The organism is Mesorhizobium sp. M0761, assembly GCF_040320205.1.
Taxonomy (GTDB): Bacteria; Pseudomonadota; Alphaproteobacteria; order Rhizobiales; family Rhizobiaceae; genus Mesorhizobium.
The window spans coordinates 42918-59233 of the sequence record NZ_JAMYPF010000021.1; the positions used below are offsets into that span (position 1 = coordinate 42918).

At 58.4% G+C, this 16316-nt stretch carries 14 protein-coding genes and 5 pseudogenes; 9 read left to right on the forward strand and 10 right to left on the reverse strand.

Annotated features, from left to right (window positions below; translation table 11 throughout):
• Positions 1-623: 623 nt before the first annotated feature.
• Positions 624-1820 carry an ATP-grasp domain-containing protein gene (locus NKI32_RS26410; protein WP_353004425.1) on the forward strand — a complete coding sequence of 399 codons (1197 nt, stop codon included), beginning with the start codon at positions 624-626 and terminating at the stop codon, positions 1818-1820.
• Positions 1821-2055: 235 nt separating this feature from the next.
• On the opposite strand, the gene NKI32_RS26415 is transcribed toward NKI32_RS26410, so the two are convergent.
• On the reverse strand, positions 2056-2253 hold the full coding sequence (locus NKI32_RS26415; RefSeq protein WP_353004427.1) for a transposase: 198 nt from the start codon (positions 2251-2253) through the stop codon (positions 2056-2058).
• A gap of 644 nt (positions 2254-2897) precedes the next feature.
• Here NKI32_RS26415 and NKI32_RS26420 point away from each other — a divergent pair.
• From NKI32_RS26420 to NKI32_RS31625, 5 genes and pseudogenes are all read left to right on the forward strand, one after another.
• Entirely contained in the window at positions 2898-3059 is a 162-nt protein-coding gene (locus tag NKI32_RS26420) for an IS66 family insertion sequence element accessory protein TnpB (protein ID WP_502897998.1), read from the forward strand.
• Positions 3060-3122: 63 nt separating this feature from the next.
• Positions 3123-3230: a transposase family protein gene (locus NKI32_RS31610; RefSeq protein ID WP_502897999.1), complete on the forward strand. Its 108-nt coding sequence runs from the start codon at positions 3123-3125 to the stop codon at positions 3228-3230.
• A gap of 8 nt (positions 3231-3238) precedes the next feature.
• Positions 3239-3463, forward strand: a pseudogene (locus tag NKI32_RS31615) (IS66 family transposase); the annotation flags it as partial.
• Positions 3464-3618: 155 nt separating this feature from the next.
• The gene (locus NKI32_RS31620) at positions 3619-3738 is read left to right on the forward strand and encodes a hypothetical protein (protein ID WP_502898000.1); all 120 of its coding nucleotides are present in this window, start codon (positions 3619-3621) and stop codon (positions 3736-3738) included.
• A gap of 67 nt (positions 3739-3805) precedes the next feature.
• A pseudogene (locus NKI32_RS31625) lies at positions 3806-4099 on the forward strand (IS66 family transposase); the annotation flags it as partial.
• Between the two features lie 24 nt (positions 4100-4123).
• Here NKI32_RS31625 and NKI32_RS26430 read toward each other — a convergent pair.
• Positions 4124-5477, reverse strand: a protein-coding gene (locus NKI32_RS26430; RefSeq protein ID WP_353004323.1) for an IS3 family transposase whose coding sequence is annotated in 2 segments (ribosomal slippage) — positions 4124-5018 and positions 5017-5477 — 1356 coding nt in all. Because the reading frame shifts where the segments join, the coding sequence is not laid out codon by codon here.
• Between the two features lie 45 nt (positions 5478-5522).
• Here NKI32_RS26430 and NKI32_RS26435 point away from each other — a divergent pair.
• Positions 5523-5901: pseudogene (locus tag NKI32_RS26435) on the forward strand (IS66 family transposase); the annotation flags it as partial.
• Between the two features lie 361 nt (positions 5902-6262).
• On the opposite strand, the gene NKI32_RS26440 reads toward NKI32_RS26435, so the two are convergent.
• The gene (locus NKI32_RS26440) at positions 6263-6904 is read right to left on the reverse strand and encodes a helix-turn-helix domain-containing protein (RefSeq protein ID WP_353004324.1); all 642 of its coding nucleotides are present in this window, start codon (positions 6902-6904) and stop codon (positions 6263-6265) included.
• A 156-nt stretch (positions 6905-7060) separates the two neighbouring features.
• Here NKI32_RS26440 and NKI32_RS26445 point away from each other — a divergent pair, with 156 nt between their 5' ends.
• Positions 7061-9514 carry a GcvT family protein gene (locus tag NKI32_RS26445; protein ID WP_353004326.1) on the forward strand — a complete coding sequence of 818 codons (2454 nt, stop codon included), beginning with the start codon at positions 7061-7063 and terminating at the stop codon, positions 9512-9514.
• A 76-nt stretch (positions 9515-9590) separates the two neighbouring features.
• Positions 9591-9813: pseudogene (locus tag NKI32_RS31630) on the forward strand (FAD-dependent oxidoreductase); the annotation flags it as partial.
• A 33-nt stretch (positions 9814-9846) separates the two neighbouring features.
• Here the strand turns inward: NKI32_RS31630 and NKI32_RS26450 are convergent.
• From NKI32_RS26450 to NKI32_RS26480, 7 genes and pseudogenes are all read right to left on the reverse strand, one after another.
• Positions 9847-9999 (reverse strand): annotated as a pseudogene (locus NKI32_RS26450) (FAD-dependent oxidoreductase); the annotation flags it as partial.
• Positions 10000-10276: 277 nt separating this feature from the next.
• Complete coding sequence (locus tag NKI32_RS26455; protein ID WP_353004328.1) at positions 10277-11503, reverse strand: M24 family metallopeptidase; 1227 nt, start codon at positions 11501-11503, stop codon at positions 10277-10279.
• A 226-nt stretch (positions 11504-11729) separates the two neighbouring features.
• On the reverse strand, positions 11730-12185 hold the full coding sequence (locus NKI32_RS26460; RefSeq protein WP_353004330.1) for a serine hydrolase: 456 nt from the start codon (positions 12183-12185) through the stop codon (positions 11730-11732).
• Between the two features lie 249 nt (positions 12186-12434).
• Positions 12435-13472 (reverse strand): ABC transporter ATP-binding protein, encoded by a 1038-nt coding sequence (locus NKI32_RS26465; RefSeq protein WP_353004332.1) that lies wholly within the window; start codon positions 13470-13472, stop codon positions 12435-12437.
• A complete protein-coding gene (locus NKI32_RS26470; protein ID WP_353004334.1) occupies positions 13469-14485 on the reverse strand; it encodes an ABC transporter ATP-binding protein in 1017 nt (338 codons plus the stop codon). The genes NKI32_RS26465 and NKI32_RS26470 overlap by 4 nt, the downstream gene beginning before the upstream one ends.
• Positions 14482-15405: an ABC transporter permease gene (locus NKI32_RS26475; RefSeq protein WP_353004335.1), complete on the reverse strand. Its 924-nt coding sequence runs from the start codon at positions 15403-15405 to the stop codon at positions 14482-14484. Before NKI32_RS26475 ends, NKI32_RS26470 begins: the two co-directional genes overlap by 4 nt.
• Positions 15368-16306, reverse strand: coding sequence for an ABC transporter permease (locus NKI32_RS26480; RefSeq protein WP_353004337.1), 939 nt, complete (start codon positions 16304-16306; stop codon positions 15368-15370). The genes NKI32_RS26475 and NKI32_RS26480 overlap by 38 nt, the downstream gene beginning before the upstream one ends.
• Between the last annotated feature and the right edge of the window lie 10 nt (positions 16307-16316).

Consider the following 16316-nt stretch of genomic DNA (forward strand, 5'->3'; position numbering starts at 1 on the left):
CTAGTACCCTGATTTATTTTCCCTGCGCTGGGAGCCTGCGCCATTTATGCGGTTCGTCGTGATTCGCGGTCTTCAGATGGAGGCCATTGATGAATCGCGACTATTCTGGCTGACTGACGCGCAGTATGAGAACCTGAAGCCGCACCTGCCACGACTCGTCGCGGATGGACGACCGCGTCATCAGCGGCATCACCCATACCATCAAGAGCGGCGGTCGAGTCGATGCACCAGCGGCGGATGGCCCGAAGGCACTCTATAACCCCTTCCAGTGCTTTTGGTCCGTCCGCTGGAGGAAGGGACCCAGCCCATCGCATCAGCCGCTTTTTGCAGCAGCATGTTGGGCCACTGGTGAGCACGGAGCAGGAAGATCGACGACCTTCCTGAGGGAAAAGGCCGAACCTTCCATCATGCAGCGCAGTGATGGAGCTCGCCGGGGCGGCCTGCCATCCCGCCAGCCATCAAAACGGTTGCAATAGCTCCTTCAAATAAGTTCACAAAATCTTTGCGACCGCAAATTTCTAGCAGTGGTACCTTACTGCCAGGGTTTGTATCAAACTCGGCTGAGCCGCTGATCTGATGGCTCAGCCTCCAGCAAATCGGACGAGATTCTTTGAGGTATAATGATGGCACGCCGAGCGTTAGTCATAGTTGAAGGCGGAACTAATACTCTTCCATACGTCCAGGCGGCACAGCGTCTTGGCCTTGATCCAATTATCCTGTCGGCGGACCCAAACCGGTACAACTATCTTGCCGCGGAAGTGGACGAGATAATCCAAGCCGATACAAACAACGTGGATGCGCTCATTTCCGAATGTTCGCGGCTGGGTGAGGCCTATAATATTGCCGGCATCACTAGCGCAACAGAGACCTTCTACGCGATAGCTGGCAAGCTCTGCCAACATTTCGGCCTACCGGGTCCAAACCCGGTAGCGACTGAACGGTGCTGCGACAAATTTACGCAGCGCCAGCTCCTCGCCGAGGCCGGCGTTCCAATACCTGTTTATCGGTTGGCAGGGAATGCGAAGGAGGTAGAGAGCTCTGCTGCCGACATTGGCCTTCCGGTGATTCTCAAGCCAGCCGTAGGCATCGGCAGCATGGGTGTCCGATTGTGCCGCAACGTCGATGAACTGGCCGAACATACGGCCCATCTTTTGGGGGGGAAGCACATCTGGCGGTGCTTGCCAAGGATACTCGTCGAGGAATTTGCACAAGGCCCTTATTACTGGGCTGACCTAATGGGCAATGAGGTGATTGGAATTGGCACCGGCGAATTCGGCCCCTCTCCGCATTTCGTCTATCGAGAGTGGATCTATCCGGCCCTGCTGAGCGATGATGAGCATGAGCGTATCACGGATATTTCACTGAGCTGTTTGCAGGCTCTCGGCCTTGGCTGGGGACCAAAGAGCATCGAACTTCGGTGGACGAAGCGCGGCCCAGTCGTCATCGAAGTGAATCCCCGTCTTTCTGGCAGGCCCGGTCCTCAAATGGTGAAGTTAGCTTCTGGTACGGATCTCATCACCGAGCACCTCAAGCTCGCCATTGGCGACAATTTGGGCTTGCACAGGAAACAGACTGCAGGCACGCGGTTCCTGGTTCCTGACCGCGATGGGATCCTCAACTGCATTGGCGGTCACAGTCAGGCGTCTGCCGTGCCAGGCGTCATCGAAGTTAGGTTGAATGTTGAGCCGGAAACACGCATCGTTAGAAAAGGAGATTTCCGCGACTGCATCGGGTATGTTATGGCCGCTTCACCCAACCGTGCTCAGACCGACCAAATACTGAACCGTGCGGTGGGCTTGATTAATTGGTCGATCACATGATTCGAGCCTCTGGCTTAAGGTGCCACCTTTCCGTCCAATACAGGCTTGGCCGCGGTGCTGCCAAAATCATAATTCCACAGCAGACATGACTAAGCGGCTAGGTACCTTCAGGAGAACGACAAGTTGAGGGGCCTATCAGCAATTCAATGCTCGATTGAACCTCACGGAATGGCTGGTGAAAATTCTGACGCGGGGCTGAGGGGGGCTGCGGACCCTGGGCGCTCAAGAACAAGGGCTATTCGCGCCAGGCAAACAGCAGTGGGGTGGAAATCCCGTGACGCCGCGCTGTCGCGGATGCCTGCCGCGGAGCCGAATAGCTCTCCTCGACGATCCGCAGCTTCTTCCCCTCCGACCAGCGGCGCCGGCGGCCAGTGTCAACAATCTCGGGACGAGTGATTTTTGCGACAGTCAGTAGCGATATCCATACCGACAGTTAGCTACACCCTCCGTTCGCCCGCAAGGCGGCCCTCCTCGGATGGGTACGCAGAAATTTGTGGAGACGGAGGACAGCCCGTCACCAAAGGCAGGTTAAGCTATCGTAGACCTGACTGGCGCACTTCTCGATCTTGGATAGATGTAACAGGGCCTGCGGCAGGCCTGTTTTTTGTTTCTGAGCTCAGCCCTTTGCGGGTGCTGGCAAAAAGGAAATCGCGAGCGTCGATCTCAGCTCTTGAGGCGGCCGCCGCGGATGGTGACGCGGTCGCGCAGCAGTTCGCGCGCGCCGGCAGGGCCACGGGACCATGGCTTCCACAATCTGACTGTGCTCGCAAAGGGCGATGCGGTTGCGAACGCCCAGATGAAGGCGCCCACACGGCCGCAGCTCCTATTACCTGGGGGCATGCTCTGCGATAAACCGCGATGAAGGCGGGCCTTGTCCTCGTCGTCAGAAGCTGCGCGGCGCGGGCACGGCCGCCCCTTCCATCTCCGACACATGACCTCGAAAATTTTTCATTTTCTGGCGCGGCTGACGTGCCGGCGTTCGGCAGCCCATCTAGGGCGCTTGTTCAGGCTCGTGTCGTCCGGTCGGCCTGAACGCATCGCGAGGGTCGGCTTGGTGAAGGTGGCGTCTGCGGTTTCGTGCCGGCGATGATCGTACCGGAGCAGCCAGAGAAAGATCCAGAACCGGCTGGCGGGCGCATGGAAGTGGTGAGCGTGAATGGCCGCAGGGTTATCGTCGAGCCCGATGTGGACGTGGAAGCGCTGCTTCGGGTCATGCGCGGCCTGGAAACACTCCGATGATCCCCATCCGACGGCCCATCCGACGGGGGGGTGCGAGTGTGGCTGGCGACGGGTCACACTGACATGCGCTGCGGCTTTCCCAGCCTTGCTCTACGCATGCAGGAGATCTTGAAGAGGGATTTGCTCAGCGGTCATATTTTTTGCTTTCGCGGTAATGCACGGCGCGCCTGATCGAGCAGATGGAACTTCAACTCGAAGACCTCGTGACCGCGGCGAGCGAGGATGAGCTTGCCGCGGCCGCTGCGGCGGCGAAGACCCAGAGCGTGCCCGCCCTTCGCGCGCAGGCGGCCAGTGCCCTGGCCAGAGACTATCGAACGCGAGCGCGCCGTCATCGAGCCGCCTGCGCCTGCTGCGGCGGATCCCGGCTGTCCAAGCTGGGCGAGGACGTGACCGAGACGCTGGAGGAGATCCCGCGCCGCTTCAAGCTGATCGAAACGGTGCGCGAAAAGTTTACCTGCCGACTGCGAGAAGATCACCAGCCGCCGGCGCCGTTCCATGTCACGCCGCGCGGCTTCATCGGTCCCCAGCTAAGGCGACAATCCTGTTCGACAAGTTCGGCATGCATGCTCCACTCAACCGCCAGAGCGCGCGCTTCAAGGCCGAGGGGATCGAGCTGCCGCTGTCGACGCTGGCCGATCAGGTCGGCCACCCTTCGCCGTCATGTCGCTCTTCCAGCTGATCGAGCGCCATGTGCTCGCGGCCGAGCCCCTTCATGGCGACGACACCACCATTCGCATCCTGGCGAAGGGCAAGTGCGCGACGGGCGCATATGGACCTATACCCGCGACGACCGTCCCTTCGCCGGGCCAGCGCCGCCGGCGGCGATCTATTACGCCTCGAGCGACCGGCGCGGCGAGCGTCCTCAGAAGCATTTGGCCGGGTTCGCCGGCATCCGTCAGTGCGACTGTTACAGTGACTTTGAGCCGCTGTTCGACCCGCAGCGGAAGGAGCAGCCAATCACGCCGGCCTTGTGCTACGCCCATGCGCGGCGAGGATTCTTCGAATTGGCCGACATCGCCAAAAAAGCCCCGGGCTCTTGAACTGACCCCATAAAGTTGGACGGTTCATTGAGTTGGTAGGTTTAATGGCTGGTTTCTGTATTGCACAGGGGCCAGCCCTTTCAGTTTCAGTTTGATGCGGCGGTGGTTGTAATAGTCGATGTAGTCCGTGATGGCGTCGTCCAGGCTTTGAACGGTGTCGAAGGTTCCGGGATGGAAGAGCTCGGATTTGAGGATGGCAAAGAAGCTCTCCATTGGGGCGTTGTCGAGGCAATTGCCTTTGCGTGACATGCTCTGTTGGAGGCCTCTGGCTTCCAGCCTGCGTTGGAATGCCGACATCCGATACTGCCATCCCTGATCGGAATGCAGGATCGGCCGCTCGTCCTCATTGAGTCGGGCGAGGGCTTTGGTCAGCATATTGTCCACCATTTTGAAGCGTGGCCGCCGCGCCGTCTCGAACGCGACGATCTCGCCATTGTAGAGATCCATGACCGGGGACAGATAGAGCTTGTCGCCGGCCAGGCTGAACTCCGTCACGTCGGTCACCCATTTGCGGTTGGCGCGGTCGGCGCCGAACTTGCGCTGCAACAGATCGGGAGCGGTCCGCCCAGCCTCGCCCCTGTAGGAGCGATACTTCTTCGGCCTGACCAGCGACTTCAATCCCATCCCGGCCATCAGGCTCTGGACGGTCTTGTGGTTGACGCGCCGGCCCAACCGGTGCAGTTGCGCAGTCACCCGGCGATAGCCGTAGCGACCCTTGTGGCTGTCGAAGATGGCCTTGATCGCCGCCTTCAGCGCCGCATGGCGGTCCGAGCGCTTCGCTGCTTTCTGTCTGTAATAGAACGTGCTGCGCGCAAGCTTCGCCAGCTCGAGCAGCCCCTCAAGCGAATGCAACAGCCTTAACGCCTGGACGGCTTGCGCTTTTTGAGCGCGTGTCCCTGCGTTAAGGCCTCCAGTTTTTTAGGTAGTCGTTCTCCATCCGCAGATGCTTCAGCTCAGCCAGCAGTTCTTCGCGGCTTTTGGCCTCGTCACTGGCTGCAACAGGCACTGCGGGGGACGGCGGCTTTGACATGGGTCGTCCTCTGGGATGTGGGCCGAGCGCCTCTATCCCCTCCGCATGATAGCGCTTCTCCCAGCCCGTCAGGCAACTGGCATTGCGGATATTGAACAATGCAGCCGTCTGCCGATACGACAGACCTTCCTCCCACATTCGCTCAAGCACCGACAGCCTGAACGCCGCGTCGTAACGACCGTACTTACCAGATAGCCCGGCATCGCCATGCGCCTGGTACAACGCAACCCACTTGCGAACAGTGGCCGCATCAACGCCATGCATCGACGCCGCACTCGCGCAGCTCTCATCCCCGCCTAAATAGCTATCGACAACCGAGCGCTTGAAACTCTCGCTGTATTTGGACATGCAAAACCCCCGAAGGTTGTGTCCAACTTTCGGGGGTCAGTTCACTCTTCCGAGGTCCTGAAGCCAATAAATTACATGCTCAGGCGCTGGGCCGACTTCGCCCGCTTCATCGCCGACGGCAGAATCTGCCTCAGCAACAACGCGGCCGAAAGAGCGCTGCGTGGCATTGCTCTGAAGGCGCAACTGGACCTGCGCCGGTTCCCAGCGAGGCGCCGACCGCGCCGCCGTTATGCTTACCCTCATCACCACGGCACGCCTCAACGACGTCGACCCAAAAGCCTGGCTCGCCGATATCCTGGCCCGCATTGCTGATCTTCCCGCTTCGCGTCTGCACGAACTACTGCCTTGGGAATGGAAGCGCCTGCGCGAAGCGACAAGGCCGCCGATCAGCAGGCCGCCTGACCTCCACGCATCGCCATCATAGAGCCCGCCGCGCCCACGCGCGTGTCCAATCATGCGGCCTTCGTCGTATGCCTACATTTTTGCCCGCTTCTTGAACGAATGTGCGTATTTCAGAAGTTCGCGCAGTTCGCGGACGCTTTAGCGGAACGACTGTCCCGTTTTGCGAAATTCGCGAACCAGGGGCGAGCGAGCGACGAAGCTCGCTGGAGCTTTCGACTTTCTTGGACAGTATCTCGGCGAAGGCGCTTATGACGCCTCTCGGAAAACGGCAGTGCAACGTCGGACAGCTCCGGCAGCGCGTTCCGATGCGGTTAGTGAAAAGCCGGCAGAGGGCTGCTCATCGGTTTTTTGGTCCCGCGATCAACGGAAGTTTCCACAGTGCCTCAATATGAAGGAGGTGTGATCGCCCAGATTACGATACATTCCCCATCGCTCATATTCGCATACCGATGCGGAAGGACGCTTTCGAAAGCGAAGCTGTCACCTTCCTTTAGGATGACATGCTTGTCCGATATCCAGAGATGCATTTCTCCGATTACCACAATCCCAGCCTCTTCGCCCTGATGGTTGTAGGGCTCGCTGCCACTTTCTGACCCCGGCGGGAACGTGCACCAGAGGAGTTCCAGTTCTCGAGAGAGATTCGGGGACAGGAGCTCGTCCGTAATTCCCCCCACGAATGTCAGTTTTCTCCGGGCAGATGCCCGCACGACCAAATCGCTGAGGTGATTGTCATTCGATCCCGGCCTGAAGAACCAGCTGATCGTAACGCCGAGCGCCCGGCTGATATTGTGCAATGCCTTTACCGACGGGCTGGAGATTCCCCGCTCGATCTGGCTGAGGTAGCCTTTTGAAAGCCCTGAGGCTTCACTCAGTCCATCAAGGGTTGTGTCGCGTGCTTTCCTAAGATCCCTGATCTCAATGCCCACTCGGGCATCAATATTGACTATATCGCTTACGTTGATGGTCTCGGCGTTGGAGGAGACGAGTCCTTCCAGATTGGAAGGCCGGAGGAGGCGACGGAGCAAGGTCGTCTGAGGCTTCATAGCGTATGACTATAGCCTCTCATTGCTGCCCACAAGGTCCTTCACAGCTTTAAAATCACCAAAGTGTCACTTTGATATTGCTATGTTCACTTTTTTTCGTTCTTCTCGTGCCCTGGCCCACAAAAAGAGAGTCAAGGTATGCTCCCTGCAAGTGCCGAAGTAATCATCATTGGAGGCGGGATCGCGGGTTGCTCGGTCGCATACCACCTCGCCAAGCTCGGCATAACCGACGTGATTCTGCTTGAACGCAAGCAACTAACTTGCGGTACCACCTGGCACGCGGCCGGACTGGTGACTCAACTCCGCTCGACCCGCAACATGACCGAACTGGCCAAATACACCGGCGAGCTTTTCCGTTCCCTGGGCGAGGAGACAGGCCAGGAAACTGGCTACAAACAGAACGGTGCCTTGCGACTAGCGATGCACGAGGCAAGGCTCGAGGAGCTTCTTCGCGGAGCATCAATGGGCCGCAACTTCGGATTGCAAATGGACGCGGTCGCTCTAGAACAAATTGCAGAAAGATGGCCGCTCCTGAACCTCGATGGGGTCGTCGGCGGTATCTGGGCCCCCAATGACGGCCAGGTCAATCCGGCCGACGTGACCCAAGCCTATGCCAAGGGTGCCAGGATGGCAGGAGCCAGAATCGTAGAGGAGACTCCAGTAGAGCAAATCTTAATTGAATTCGGCAAGGTCAAGGGAGTCCGTACGGCTGCAGAAGAAATTCTGGCGAAGAAGGTAGTGATCTGCGGCGGGATGTGGTCGCGCGATTTTGCGGCCAAGGCTGGCGTTTGCCTACCTCTTCATGCTGCCGAACATTTCTATGCGGTTACGCAAACTGTTCCTGACCTTCCCTCGGGCCTGCCCGTACTCTTCGTAGCAGACGAGGAGACCTACTATAAGGAAGACGCGGGTAAGCTGCTAGTAGGGTGTTTCGAGAAAAATGCGAAGCCTTGGGGCCGGAACGGAATCCCGCCCGACTTCTGCTTCGATTCCCTGCCTGAAGACTTCGACCATTTCGAACGCATTCTCGAAAAGGCAGTCAACAGGGTTCCGGTCCTGGCAAACACAGGGATCCAGCTGTTCTTCAACGGTCCGGAGAGTTTCACACCTGACAACCGCTATCTCCTTGGCGAAACGGCTGAGGTCGGGGGCCTTTACACCGCTAGCGGCTTCAATTCGATAGGCATCCTGTCCTCGGGTGGTGTCGGAAAGGCGTTGGCATACTGGATCAAGGAGGGGCATCCAGAGGTCGATCTCGTGGATGTAGATGTCCTCCGGATGATGCCGTTCCAGTCCAACAGGTCCTATCTCCATGACAGGACCAAGGAAGCCCTGGGGCTCCTGTTTGACATGCACTGGCCATATCGCCAGTTCGAAACCGCGCGCTATATCCGAAAAAGCCCCATCCATGACCGCCTCGGGCGCGCAGGGGCGGTCTGGACCGAGATTGCGGGATGGGAGCGTCCGGGCTACTTCACCTCAAACGACGCGAAACGGTTGATCCGATACTCGTACGGAAAGCAGAACTGGTTCGATATTGTAGGAGAGGAATGCCGCAACACTGCCGAGCATGTCACGCTTTTCGACCAGTCCTGTTTCGTCAAGTTCAGTGTTGAGGGCAGGGATGCCTGCTCGTTTCTCAACAGGATCTGTGCGAACGAAATCGATGTGCCTGTCGGCCGGCTCGTTTACACCCAGTGCCTAAACGAACGGGGAGGAATCGAAGCCGACGTCACAGTGACGCGTCTTTCCGAAACCGCCTTCCTATATGTGACAGCAGCGACCTCACAGACAAAGGATATGACATGGTTGCGTCGGAATGCCCCCGATGAAGCACACGTCTTCATAACAGACGTGACCTCTGGACTTCCGATGTTCGGACTTATGGGACCGAAATCCCGTGCGGTTATGTCAGAAATTGCGGGTGAGGATTTTTCCAACTCCTCATTCCCGTTCGGAACGAGCCGGGAGGTAGAGATCGGTTACGCCAAGGTGAGGGCAAGCAGGGTCACCTACGTGGGCGAACTGGGATGGGAACTCTACGTTCCCGCGGAGTTTGCTTGCCATGTCTTCGACCGCTTGGCGGAAATCGGCGTACGCTACGGCTTGAGGCATGGCGGCTATTTCGCGATTGGATCGATGCGGGTCGAAAAAGGCTACCGCCATTGGGGTCACGATATCGGGCCGGATGATACGCCCTATCAAGCGGGACTTGGTTTTGCGATCAACCCGGATAAATCGGATTTCATAGGCCGTGACGCCCTTCTTCGTCAGAAGGACAAAGGGCCCGTTTCCAGACGTCTTGTTCATCTGAAGATAAGCGATCCCGAGGGGCCATTGCTCTATCACCAGGAGCCAGTGTGGGTTGGCGGATCGGTCGTGGGCCATGTGACCTCGGGCGCGTTCGGCCATCGTGTTGGCGCTTCACTGGGGCTGGCGTACCTGACCCGCGAGGGCGGTGTCGACAAAGAGTTTCTCGAAGAAACCAGCTTTGAGGTCGAGGTAGCTGGAAAACGCTATCCAGCCGAAGCCAGCCTTTCGGCCTTCTACGACCCACGGAATGAGAAGATTCGCGACCTCCATCAATCATAACGGACCGGAGTAGCTGAGATGTGAAGACTAGGCGTGATGTTGGAGGTATGATCTCTGACCTCCCGCTGCCGATGATGTCGCGCAAGCCATTGACGTCGAGATAGACGAGGTTTCGCCGCCGCAGGTGAAGGAGATGTATCATTTGAACATTTCGGGTGGTCGGCGCGGTGTGTCTGCTGCTGGACGGTCAGTGCGATCCGGCCGGCATCGCGATGGCGCTCGCAAAGGGAGCACGACAGCTCGGCGCGAAAGTGGTTAAGGTGACGGCGGTGCATGATTGTGATGGACAGGTCACGGGGTGTCATGGTCTGCCGGCCGGGATGAAGCATCGGGCCAGCCGCGTGCCAGGTGCTTCCGGAGGTCAGTCGCCTACGTTCCAGGAGGAACACGTCCGTCCAACCGAGTTTGGCAAGTGATAGGCAACAGAGCAGCCGGAAAAGCCGCCACCGACAATGGCTACGTGCTTTGTCGGGGATATTGTTCATTGGTGCTGCTTCCGTCGTTCGGACCGCTGCCTCGTGCATTCCCGGTCCCTGTGTGGCATTGTTCCGCTACTAAGCGGACGAGTTATCCAACGTCATCCGCGATCGGGGGTAGCAGCTCGAACAGATCACCGGGCCGTGGGGCGTTCGTCGCGCTCACCATTGAAACGTTCAATTAGGACGAACTGGCTCATTTCATTCACAAAGACTTCCACAGCCTGTTTATTGCCAATGGGCACAGGTGCAAAACTCGCCTCGTATGAACTGCACCTCGCCACCTTCACTCAAGCAACGACTCTTCGAGCGGATACATTGACAGGAGTTCGTAACCGTCGTCAGTGATCAGGACCTGTTGTTCAAGCTTCACCCCGTCACGCTCTCCGACGGAGCCTACATAGCTTTCGACGCAAACAACCATTCCAACCTCCAAGGTGCCGTCATAATGCATGGGAGAGCCGAAGGCTGGATTTATACGCGGATACTCATCCGCCATTCCCACGCCGTGCAGCAAACAGGAATATGCGTTCTGATGATATTCTTTGGGCAACAACAATGCATTGTGCCGGAACTCGCGGAGTGAAACCCCGGGCCGCACCAGTTTCAGATTATGCTCAACCTCCTTGACCGCCAATCCATAAAGCTCCTTTTGGCGACGGGTTGGCTTTGCCGGGCCGCAATGGAAGGTGCGAGAAACATCGGCGAAGTAGCCGAAGGGACCAACCATGTCCGTATCAAATCCCACGAGGTCGCCGGATTCGACCTTCCGGTAGGATGCTTCCTGCAGCCAAGGATTGATCCGCGGTCCAGACGCGAGCATTCGACCATCGTGCCAGTCACCATTGTTCGCAAGATTAGTGTAGTTGAGAAGGGCCCAAAGCTGCAATTCGGTGACGCCCAGGCGGAGCGCCTCCTTCATTTTGGTAATTCCTAGTTCAGCGACGGCGACCGCCCATCGGATGCAATTGACCTCGTCGGCCGACTTGATCATACGTGCCTGCTCGGTGATGGTCACGCCGTCGATGACTTCCAGGCCTCTCTGCATCAAAGCCTGGGTAATGCTTGGATTCACACCTTCAACAGCAATCCGTCTGTTGGAGGAGCCGATTTCAGACAGATAGCGTTTGACGTCGTCGGCGAACGCATCGGCGGCCGTCGTCAGCTCGTATCCGCCATCATAAAAGGACAAGGGTCGCGCCACTCTCGCCTCGCCCACCACAGGCGGATTGCCGTAGACGCCGTGGATCACAAGCGGACCTTCTATCGGGATGAAGAGATACGTGGTCGGCACTTGATGCTGGAAGAGACTGTAGGTGCGGTAGTCGACGGCATAACGCAGGCTTCTGGGACCGACAACGACGCACATTGCTGCCTCGGCTCTCCGCAGGGCACTGCGAAGCCGCTCAAGCCTGTAAGCGTACAGGCGGGACATATCGATCTCGGGCATATCCCGATATTTGCGGAGGTCACTCCAGCGATCATCCATGACGAATTCATCGGCAGATGGCATGCGAAAAGCTCCGTCTTCGAAATCAAAGTGGACAAATTGCGCGGCGTGGGATTGAAAATGCTTCGCCAAACGCGCGCGGCTTGGGGTCAGATAAGTGTCACGTTGTCCACGGGTGAGCTGTGTCGAACGTCCGCCGAAATTGCCGGTCCTTTTCGCCGATGATCCTCGGCAAGACGGCGTCATCTGGCGGACGAATGCCCGATGATGACCTGGCGAAAGACGACGTTCATGTCGGCAACGTCGCGACGGTAGCATCCGAATAGCCCGTGCCGATCTCTGGCAGATAGTCTCTTACCCGTCGGTCAAGGTCGGAGACGCCCTCGGAGACGCAGCGGCCGAGCATCAGGTTGAGCGTCGTCTTGGTAGCAGACATCATTGGATGCTGCGTCTTCGGCCCGAAGTTGGGGGCAAAGGCGTCGTAAAGGCTACGATCGCCCCGCACCACGATGAAGGCGGAGAAGTGTGGCATGGCGAGGAACCGTGCGACCTCAAGCCGCTCGCCAATTCTCCAGTCGACGTCCTTCACCAAGGGCAGGAATGAGGGGGCTCGGGAGGAGAGGCTCCAGCGTACGATCCTGTGACAATTGTGGAAGCCGTGGCGGCGGAAGTCAGGGGGGTTCCAGCGAGGCTTGTTGTCGTCAGCTACGGCAAGGTCCAGGTTGGGGACTGATGCTATAGTCACGTAGTGGCTCCTTCAAGCGTTTTGTCACATTGTTAAAGCACGGGCGAGTGGCTGCCTTACTTAGGTGGTATACAAGCGCATAGCGTCGTGGCCGACCTCACTTGGCCGTAGCGGAGCTGCGAGGGATGCGCGAGAGGGGAACAAGAATTGAACGGAATCCCGGAGTGAGCCGACCGTTTGAACTCTTGCCGTGTTCGCCATTTGTCATCAGCTATCCTTCGTGCTGTGTGTTTGGGGCCAACGAGACCGTTAGTTTGGCTCAACTGACAAGGGCGGTCGCTGCTGGCACCCCAGCCCGATTTCGCGCTGCAGCGGAAAGTGACATTTAAAACTGTGCTTCGCGTCCTCGCGGCTATCTACTGGCTCAGGAATCACCCTGCTACAGACGTTCTGCGCATAGCGACAGCGCGTGTGAAACTCGCAGCCGGACGGCCGCCTCAGCAAGCTCGGCACCTCACCCTTGAGCTCGATCCTGTTGTGTACGGCATCCGGGTCAGGCTCCAGATTGGCCGCAAGCAGCGCCTCGGTGTAGGGATGACGCGGGTGCTCAAAGACACGTTCGGTAGAGCCGACCTCAATAAAGCGGCCGAGATACATGATCGCCATGCGATCGGTCATGTGGCGCACAACGTTAAGATTGTGCGTGATAATCAGGATCGCCATGCCGAGTTCGTCCTGAAGCCGCGCGAGAACATTGAGCACCTCGCCCTGCACTGAGACGTCGAGCCCTGCGGTTGGCTCATCGGCAATGATCAAGTCCGGATTCAGCGCAAGAGCACGCGCGATACCCACGCGCCTGGCCTGACCTCCGGAAAGCTGATGGGGATAGCGGCGAGCAAAATCCGCCGGCAAGCCGACCATCCGAAGCAGGCGCTCCGCTTCGCCTCCGGCGTCGCGATCCTTCAGTCCGTGGATCCGAAAGGGCTCCGTCAGGAGCGATCGGACAGTCAGCCTCGGCGAGAGTGAGCCGATCGGATCCTGGAACATCATTGCCATGCGTCGCAAGTAGGGCTTGCGTTCAGCCCCGTTGAGCTCCTCGATGTCGTGTCCGTCGAAGCTGATGTTGCCGCTCACAGCCCGCTGGAGGCCAATTATCGTGCGGGCGATGGTGGATTTGCCCGAGCCGCTTTCCCCGACAAGGGCGAATGTCTCGCCCTCGCGGATTTCAAAGGACACACCACATACCGCGTCAACAAACGGGGCTTTCGTCCCCGTCGCGAACGCCTTCAGCGGACCCATGGTGCGGAATCGGACACGCAGGTTCTCAACCCGAAGCAGCGCGCTCATGCCGAAACCAGCCGCTCTTTGTCGAGGAGATGGCATCGGGCGACTTGGCCCATGCCAATGCGGTACTCGACCGGGCTCTCTTGCACACAGCGGTTGTGTGCATGTTGGCAACGTGTGCGAAAGATGCATCCTACGTTTCTGCCAAGGAGACTGGGCACCTCACCGGGGATGGTTGGCAAAGCGCGCGTGCTCTGTCTGATCCGCCCCGGGTCGCACTCAAGCAGCGCGCGCGTGTAGGGGTGAGCAGGATTGTGGAAGATGTCTCGAACGGCGCCCTCCTCCACCACTTCGCCCGCATACATGACGGCGACCCGGTCGCACAACTCAGCCACCGCTCCGAGGTGGTGGGAGACGAAGAGAATCGAGCAACCAATTTCTTTTTGCAGATCCTTGAGCAAATGAATGATCTGGACTTCCAGTGTTGCATCGAGCGCAGTGGTTGGCTCGTCGGCGACGAGAAGCGCGGGTTTCACAAGCAGTGCCATGGCGATACAAACGCGCTGGCGCATGCCACCGGAGAACTGATGCGGATAGGCACCTAGCCGATTTTTCGGATCGGGAAGACCGACGCGGTGAAGCATGTCGACGGCACGAGCGCGCTTTTCGCGGCGGCTTCCTTGTTCGTGGTGCTGGATATCGATCATCTGGCTCTCAATAGTCCGCACGGGATTGAGTGCGGTCATTGGGTCCTGAAAGATCATGGATAAACGATCGCCGAACAGGTTCCGACGCCCCTGAGTGGGCATTTTGAGCAAGTCTCTCCCTTCGAACAGGATGCTGCCGGCTGTGACATCCGCGTTTTCTGGAAGGAGACCCATCACTGTATAGGCGAGCGTCGATTTTCCGGATCCGCTTTCCCCGACCATGCCAACCACCTGTCCAGCTGGCACAGCGAGCGACACATTGCGCAGGGCATGGACGCGCCCACGCGGTGTGCCGAAATCAAGATTTAGGTCACGGATCTCAAGAAGCGGCGGGGCAGTCGTTTGCACTGTCAGATCCTCGCGTCTCATGAGTCTTTCCGCAATTTTGGATCGAATATGTCGCGGAGCGCCTCGCCCAAGAACGTGAAGCCAAGCGTTGCCAGGACAATGGGAATGCCGCCGGAGATGACGAGCCAGGGCGTCTGATTGATGTAGCTATAGCCATCATTGAGGATCGCTCCCCAATCAGGCGTTGGCGGGCGCACGCCCATGCCGAGAAAGCTGAGGCCTGCCTCAACCGCAATCACGGCCGGGACGTCCATGCTCACCAGAATGAGAAGCGGCCCTAAGACATTAGGCAGTATGTGCACGGCCAGGATACGCGTCATGCCGGCACCCATACTACGCTCTGCGGCGATGTACTCACTGCTGCGCAGCGCCTCTGTCTGGGTGCGCACGACACGCGCGTAGATGGGCATGGACGTTATTGCGATGACGAGGATGACACTCGCCAGGCTTGGTCCCAGTAGCGCGATCATGGCTAGCGCAAAAATGATACTTGGAAACGACCTGATCGTATCGAAGAAAAGCAGGAGCAAATTGTCGAGCCAACGCGGTCCGAAGCCCGCGATTAAACCAAGGACCAGGCCAACTGCCAGTGAACTGCCGAGCGAGGCGAAAGCAACGACGAGCGGGATGCGCCCGCCCATGATGGTGCGAGAAAACGTGTCGCGGCCCAGTTGGTCCGTGCCCAGCAGAAAATCCAGTGAAGGTGCGGCTAGCCGCGGCCCGACCATGATCCGGGTCGGATCGTGCGTGAGAATCAGCGGAGCGAAGATCGCGCTCGCAAACACGAGCACGACGAGCACGGCTCCAAGCACGCCCAAGCGGTTCTTGCGCAATTGCCACAAAAAGCTGCCGGTACCCTTGGCATTCTTTGCTTCCGGACGCATGAGTTCCAGACTTGGCATGTCAGAGCTTTTCCCGGGTTCGCGGATCGAGGAACGCATTGACCAGATCCGAGAGCGTCGTAGCGGCAACGATAAGGAATGTGGTGACGAGCACGACGCCCATCACAATCGGATAGTTGCGCGTATTGACCGCGTTCACTATCAACGCGCCGATGCCAGGTCTCGCAAAGACCACTTCGATAAAGACAGCAGACGAAAGCAGCCACGCTACGCCAACGCCGAGTATGGTCACGGTCGGCAGGATCGCGAGCGGCAGCGCGTAGCGCGCAACGATGCGCCATTCCGAGATCCCGAAGGAGCGAGCCATGCGTATGTGGTTTTCACCTAGAATCTCGAGCATGGATGCGCGCACCAATCGGGAGATGTAGCCGACCCAGCCAATCCCTATGGCGAATGCTGGAAGGATGAGATGGATAAGTCCATCCCAGAATCCATTGCCGGCTCCGATCGCTGGCAACCAGCGCAGGGTTACGGCAAAAATCAGCAGCGCGTAGACCGCCACAACGAAGGAAGGAATGGCGATCGTCGCCACAGCCACTACGCCAACTAATTGATCGAGCGCGGAGTTGCGCCGTATGGCCGAGTAACAGCCGAGTGGCACAGCAATCGCAACCGCCCATAGCATCGAGATCAAAATGAGTTCGATCGTATAGGGCATCTGCTCGAACACAATGTCCGCAACAGGCATCTGGCTAAATACGTCGAAGCCGAGATTGCCATGGAGCAACCCGCCAATGAACGTGACGATTTGCACGACAAGCGGTTTGTCGAGTCCCATCTGCTGATGCAGCAGCACCTTCATTTCGGGAGTCGCCCTTGGTCCGAGCAGAACCGCGGCAGGATCGCCGGGCACTGCTCTGATCATTAGGAACAGAAGCGTCACCGCGACCGCAATGATTGCGACCGCGAGGACGATCCGTCTCAGGAGGTAGTGCCACATATTCGCGTCC

What these genes read in the sequence shown, in the direction of transcription:
- NKI32_RS26410 (WP_353004425.1), top strand. Translation starts at nt 624, where the DNA reads ATGGCACGCCGAGCGTTAGTCATAGTTGAAGGCGGAACTAATACTCTT.
- NKI32_RS31610 (WP_502897999.1), top strand. Translation starts at nt 3,123, where the DNA reads ATGCGCTGCGGCTTTCCCAGCCTTGCTCTACGCATGCAGGAGATCTTG.
- NKI32_RS31620 (WP_502898000.1), top strand. Translation starts at nt 3,619, where the DNA reads ATGCATGCTCCACTCAACCGCCAGAGCGCGCGCTTCAAGGCCGAGGGG.
- NKI32_RS26445 (WP_353004326.1), top strand. Translation starts at nt 7,061, where the DNA reads ATGCTCCCTGCAAGTGCCGAAGTAATCATCATTGGAGGCGGGATCGCG.
- NKI32_RS26455 (WP_353004328.1), bottom strand. Translation starts at nt 11,503, where the DNA reads ATGCCATCTGCCGATGAATTCGTCATGGATGATCGCTGGAGTGACCTC.
- NKI32_RS26465 (WP_353004332.1), bottom strand. Translation starts at nt 13,472, where the DNA reads ATGAGCGCGCTGCTTCGGGTTGAGAACCTGCGTGTCCGATTCCGCACC.
- NKI32_RS26470 (WP_353004334.1), bottom strand. Translation starts at nt 14,485, where the DNA reads ATGAGACGCGAGGATCTGACAGTGCAAACGACTGCCCCGCCGCTTCTT.
- NKI32_RS26475 (WP_353004335.1), bottom strand. Translation starts at nt 15,405, where the DNA reads ATGCGTTCCTCGATCCGCGAACCCGGGAAAAGCTCTGACATGCCAAGT.
- NKI32_RS26480 (WP_353004337.1), bottom strand. Translation starts at nt 16,306, where the DNA reads ATGTGGCACTACCTCCTGAGACGGATCGTCCTCGCGGTCGCAATCATT.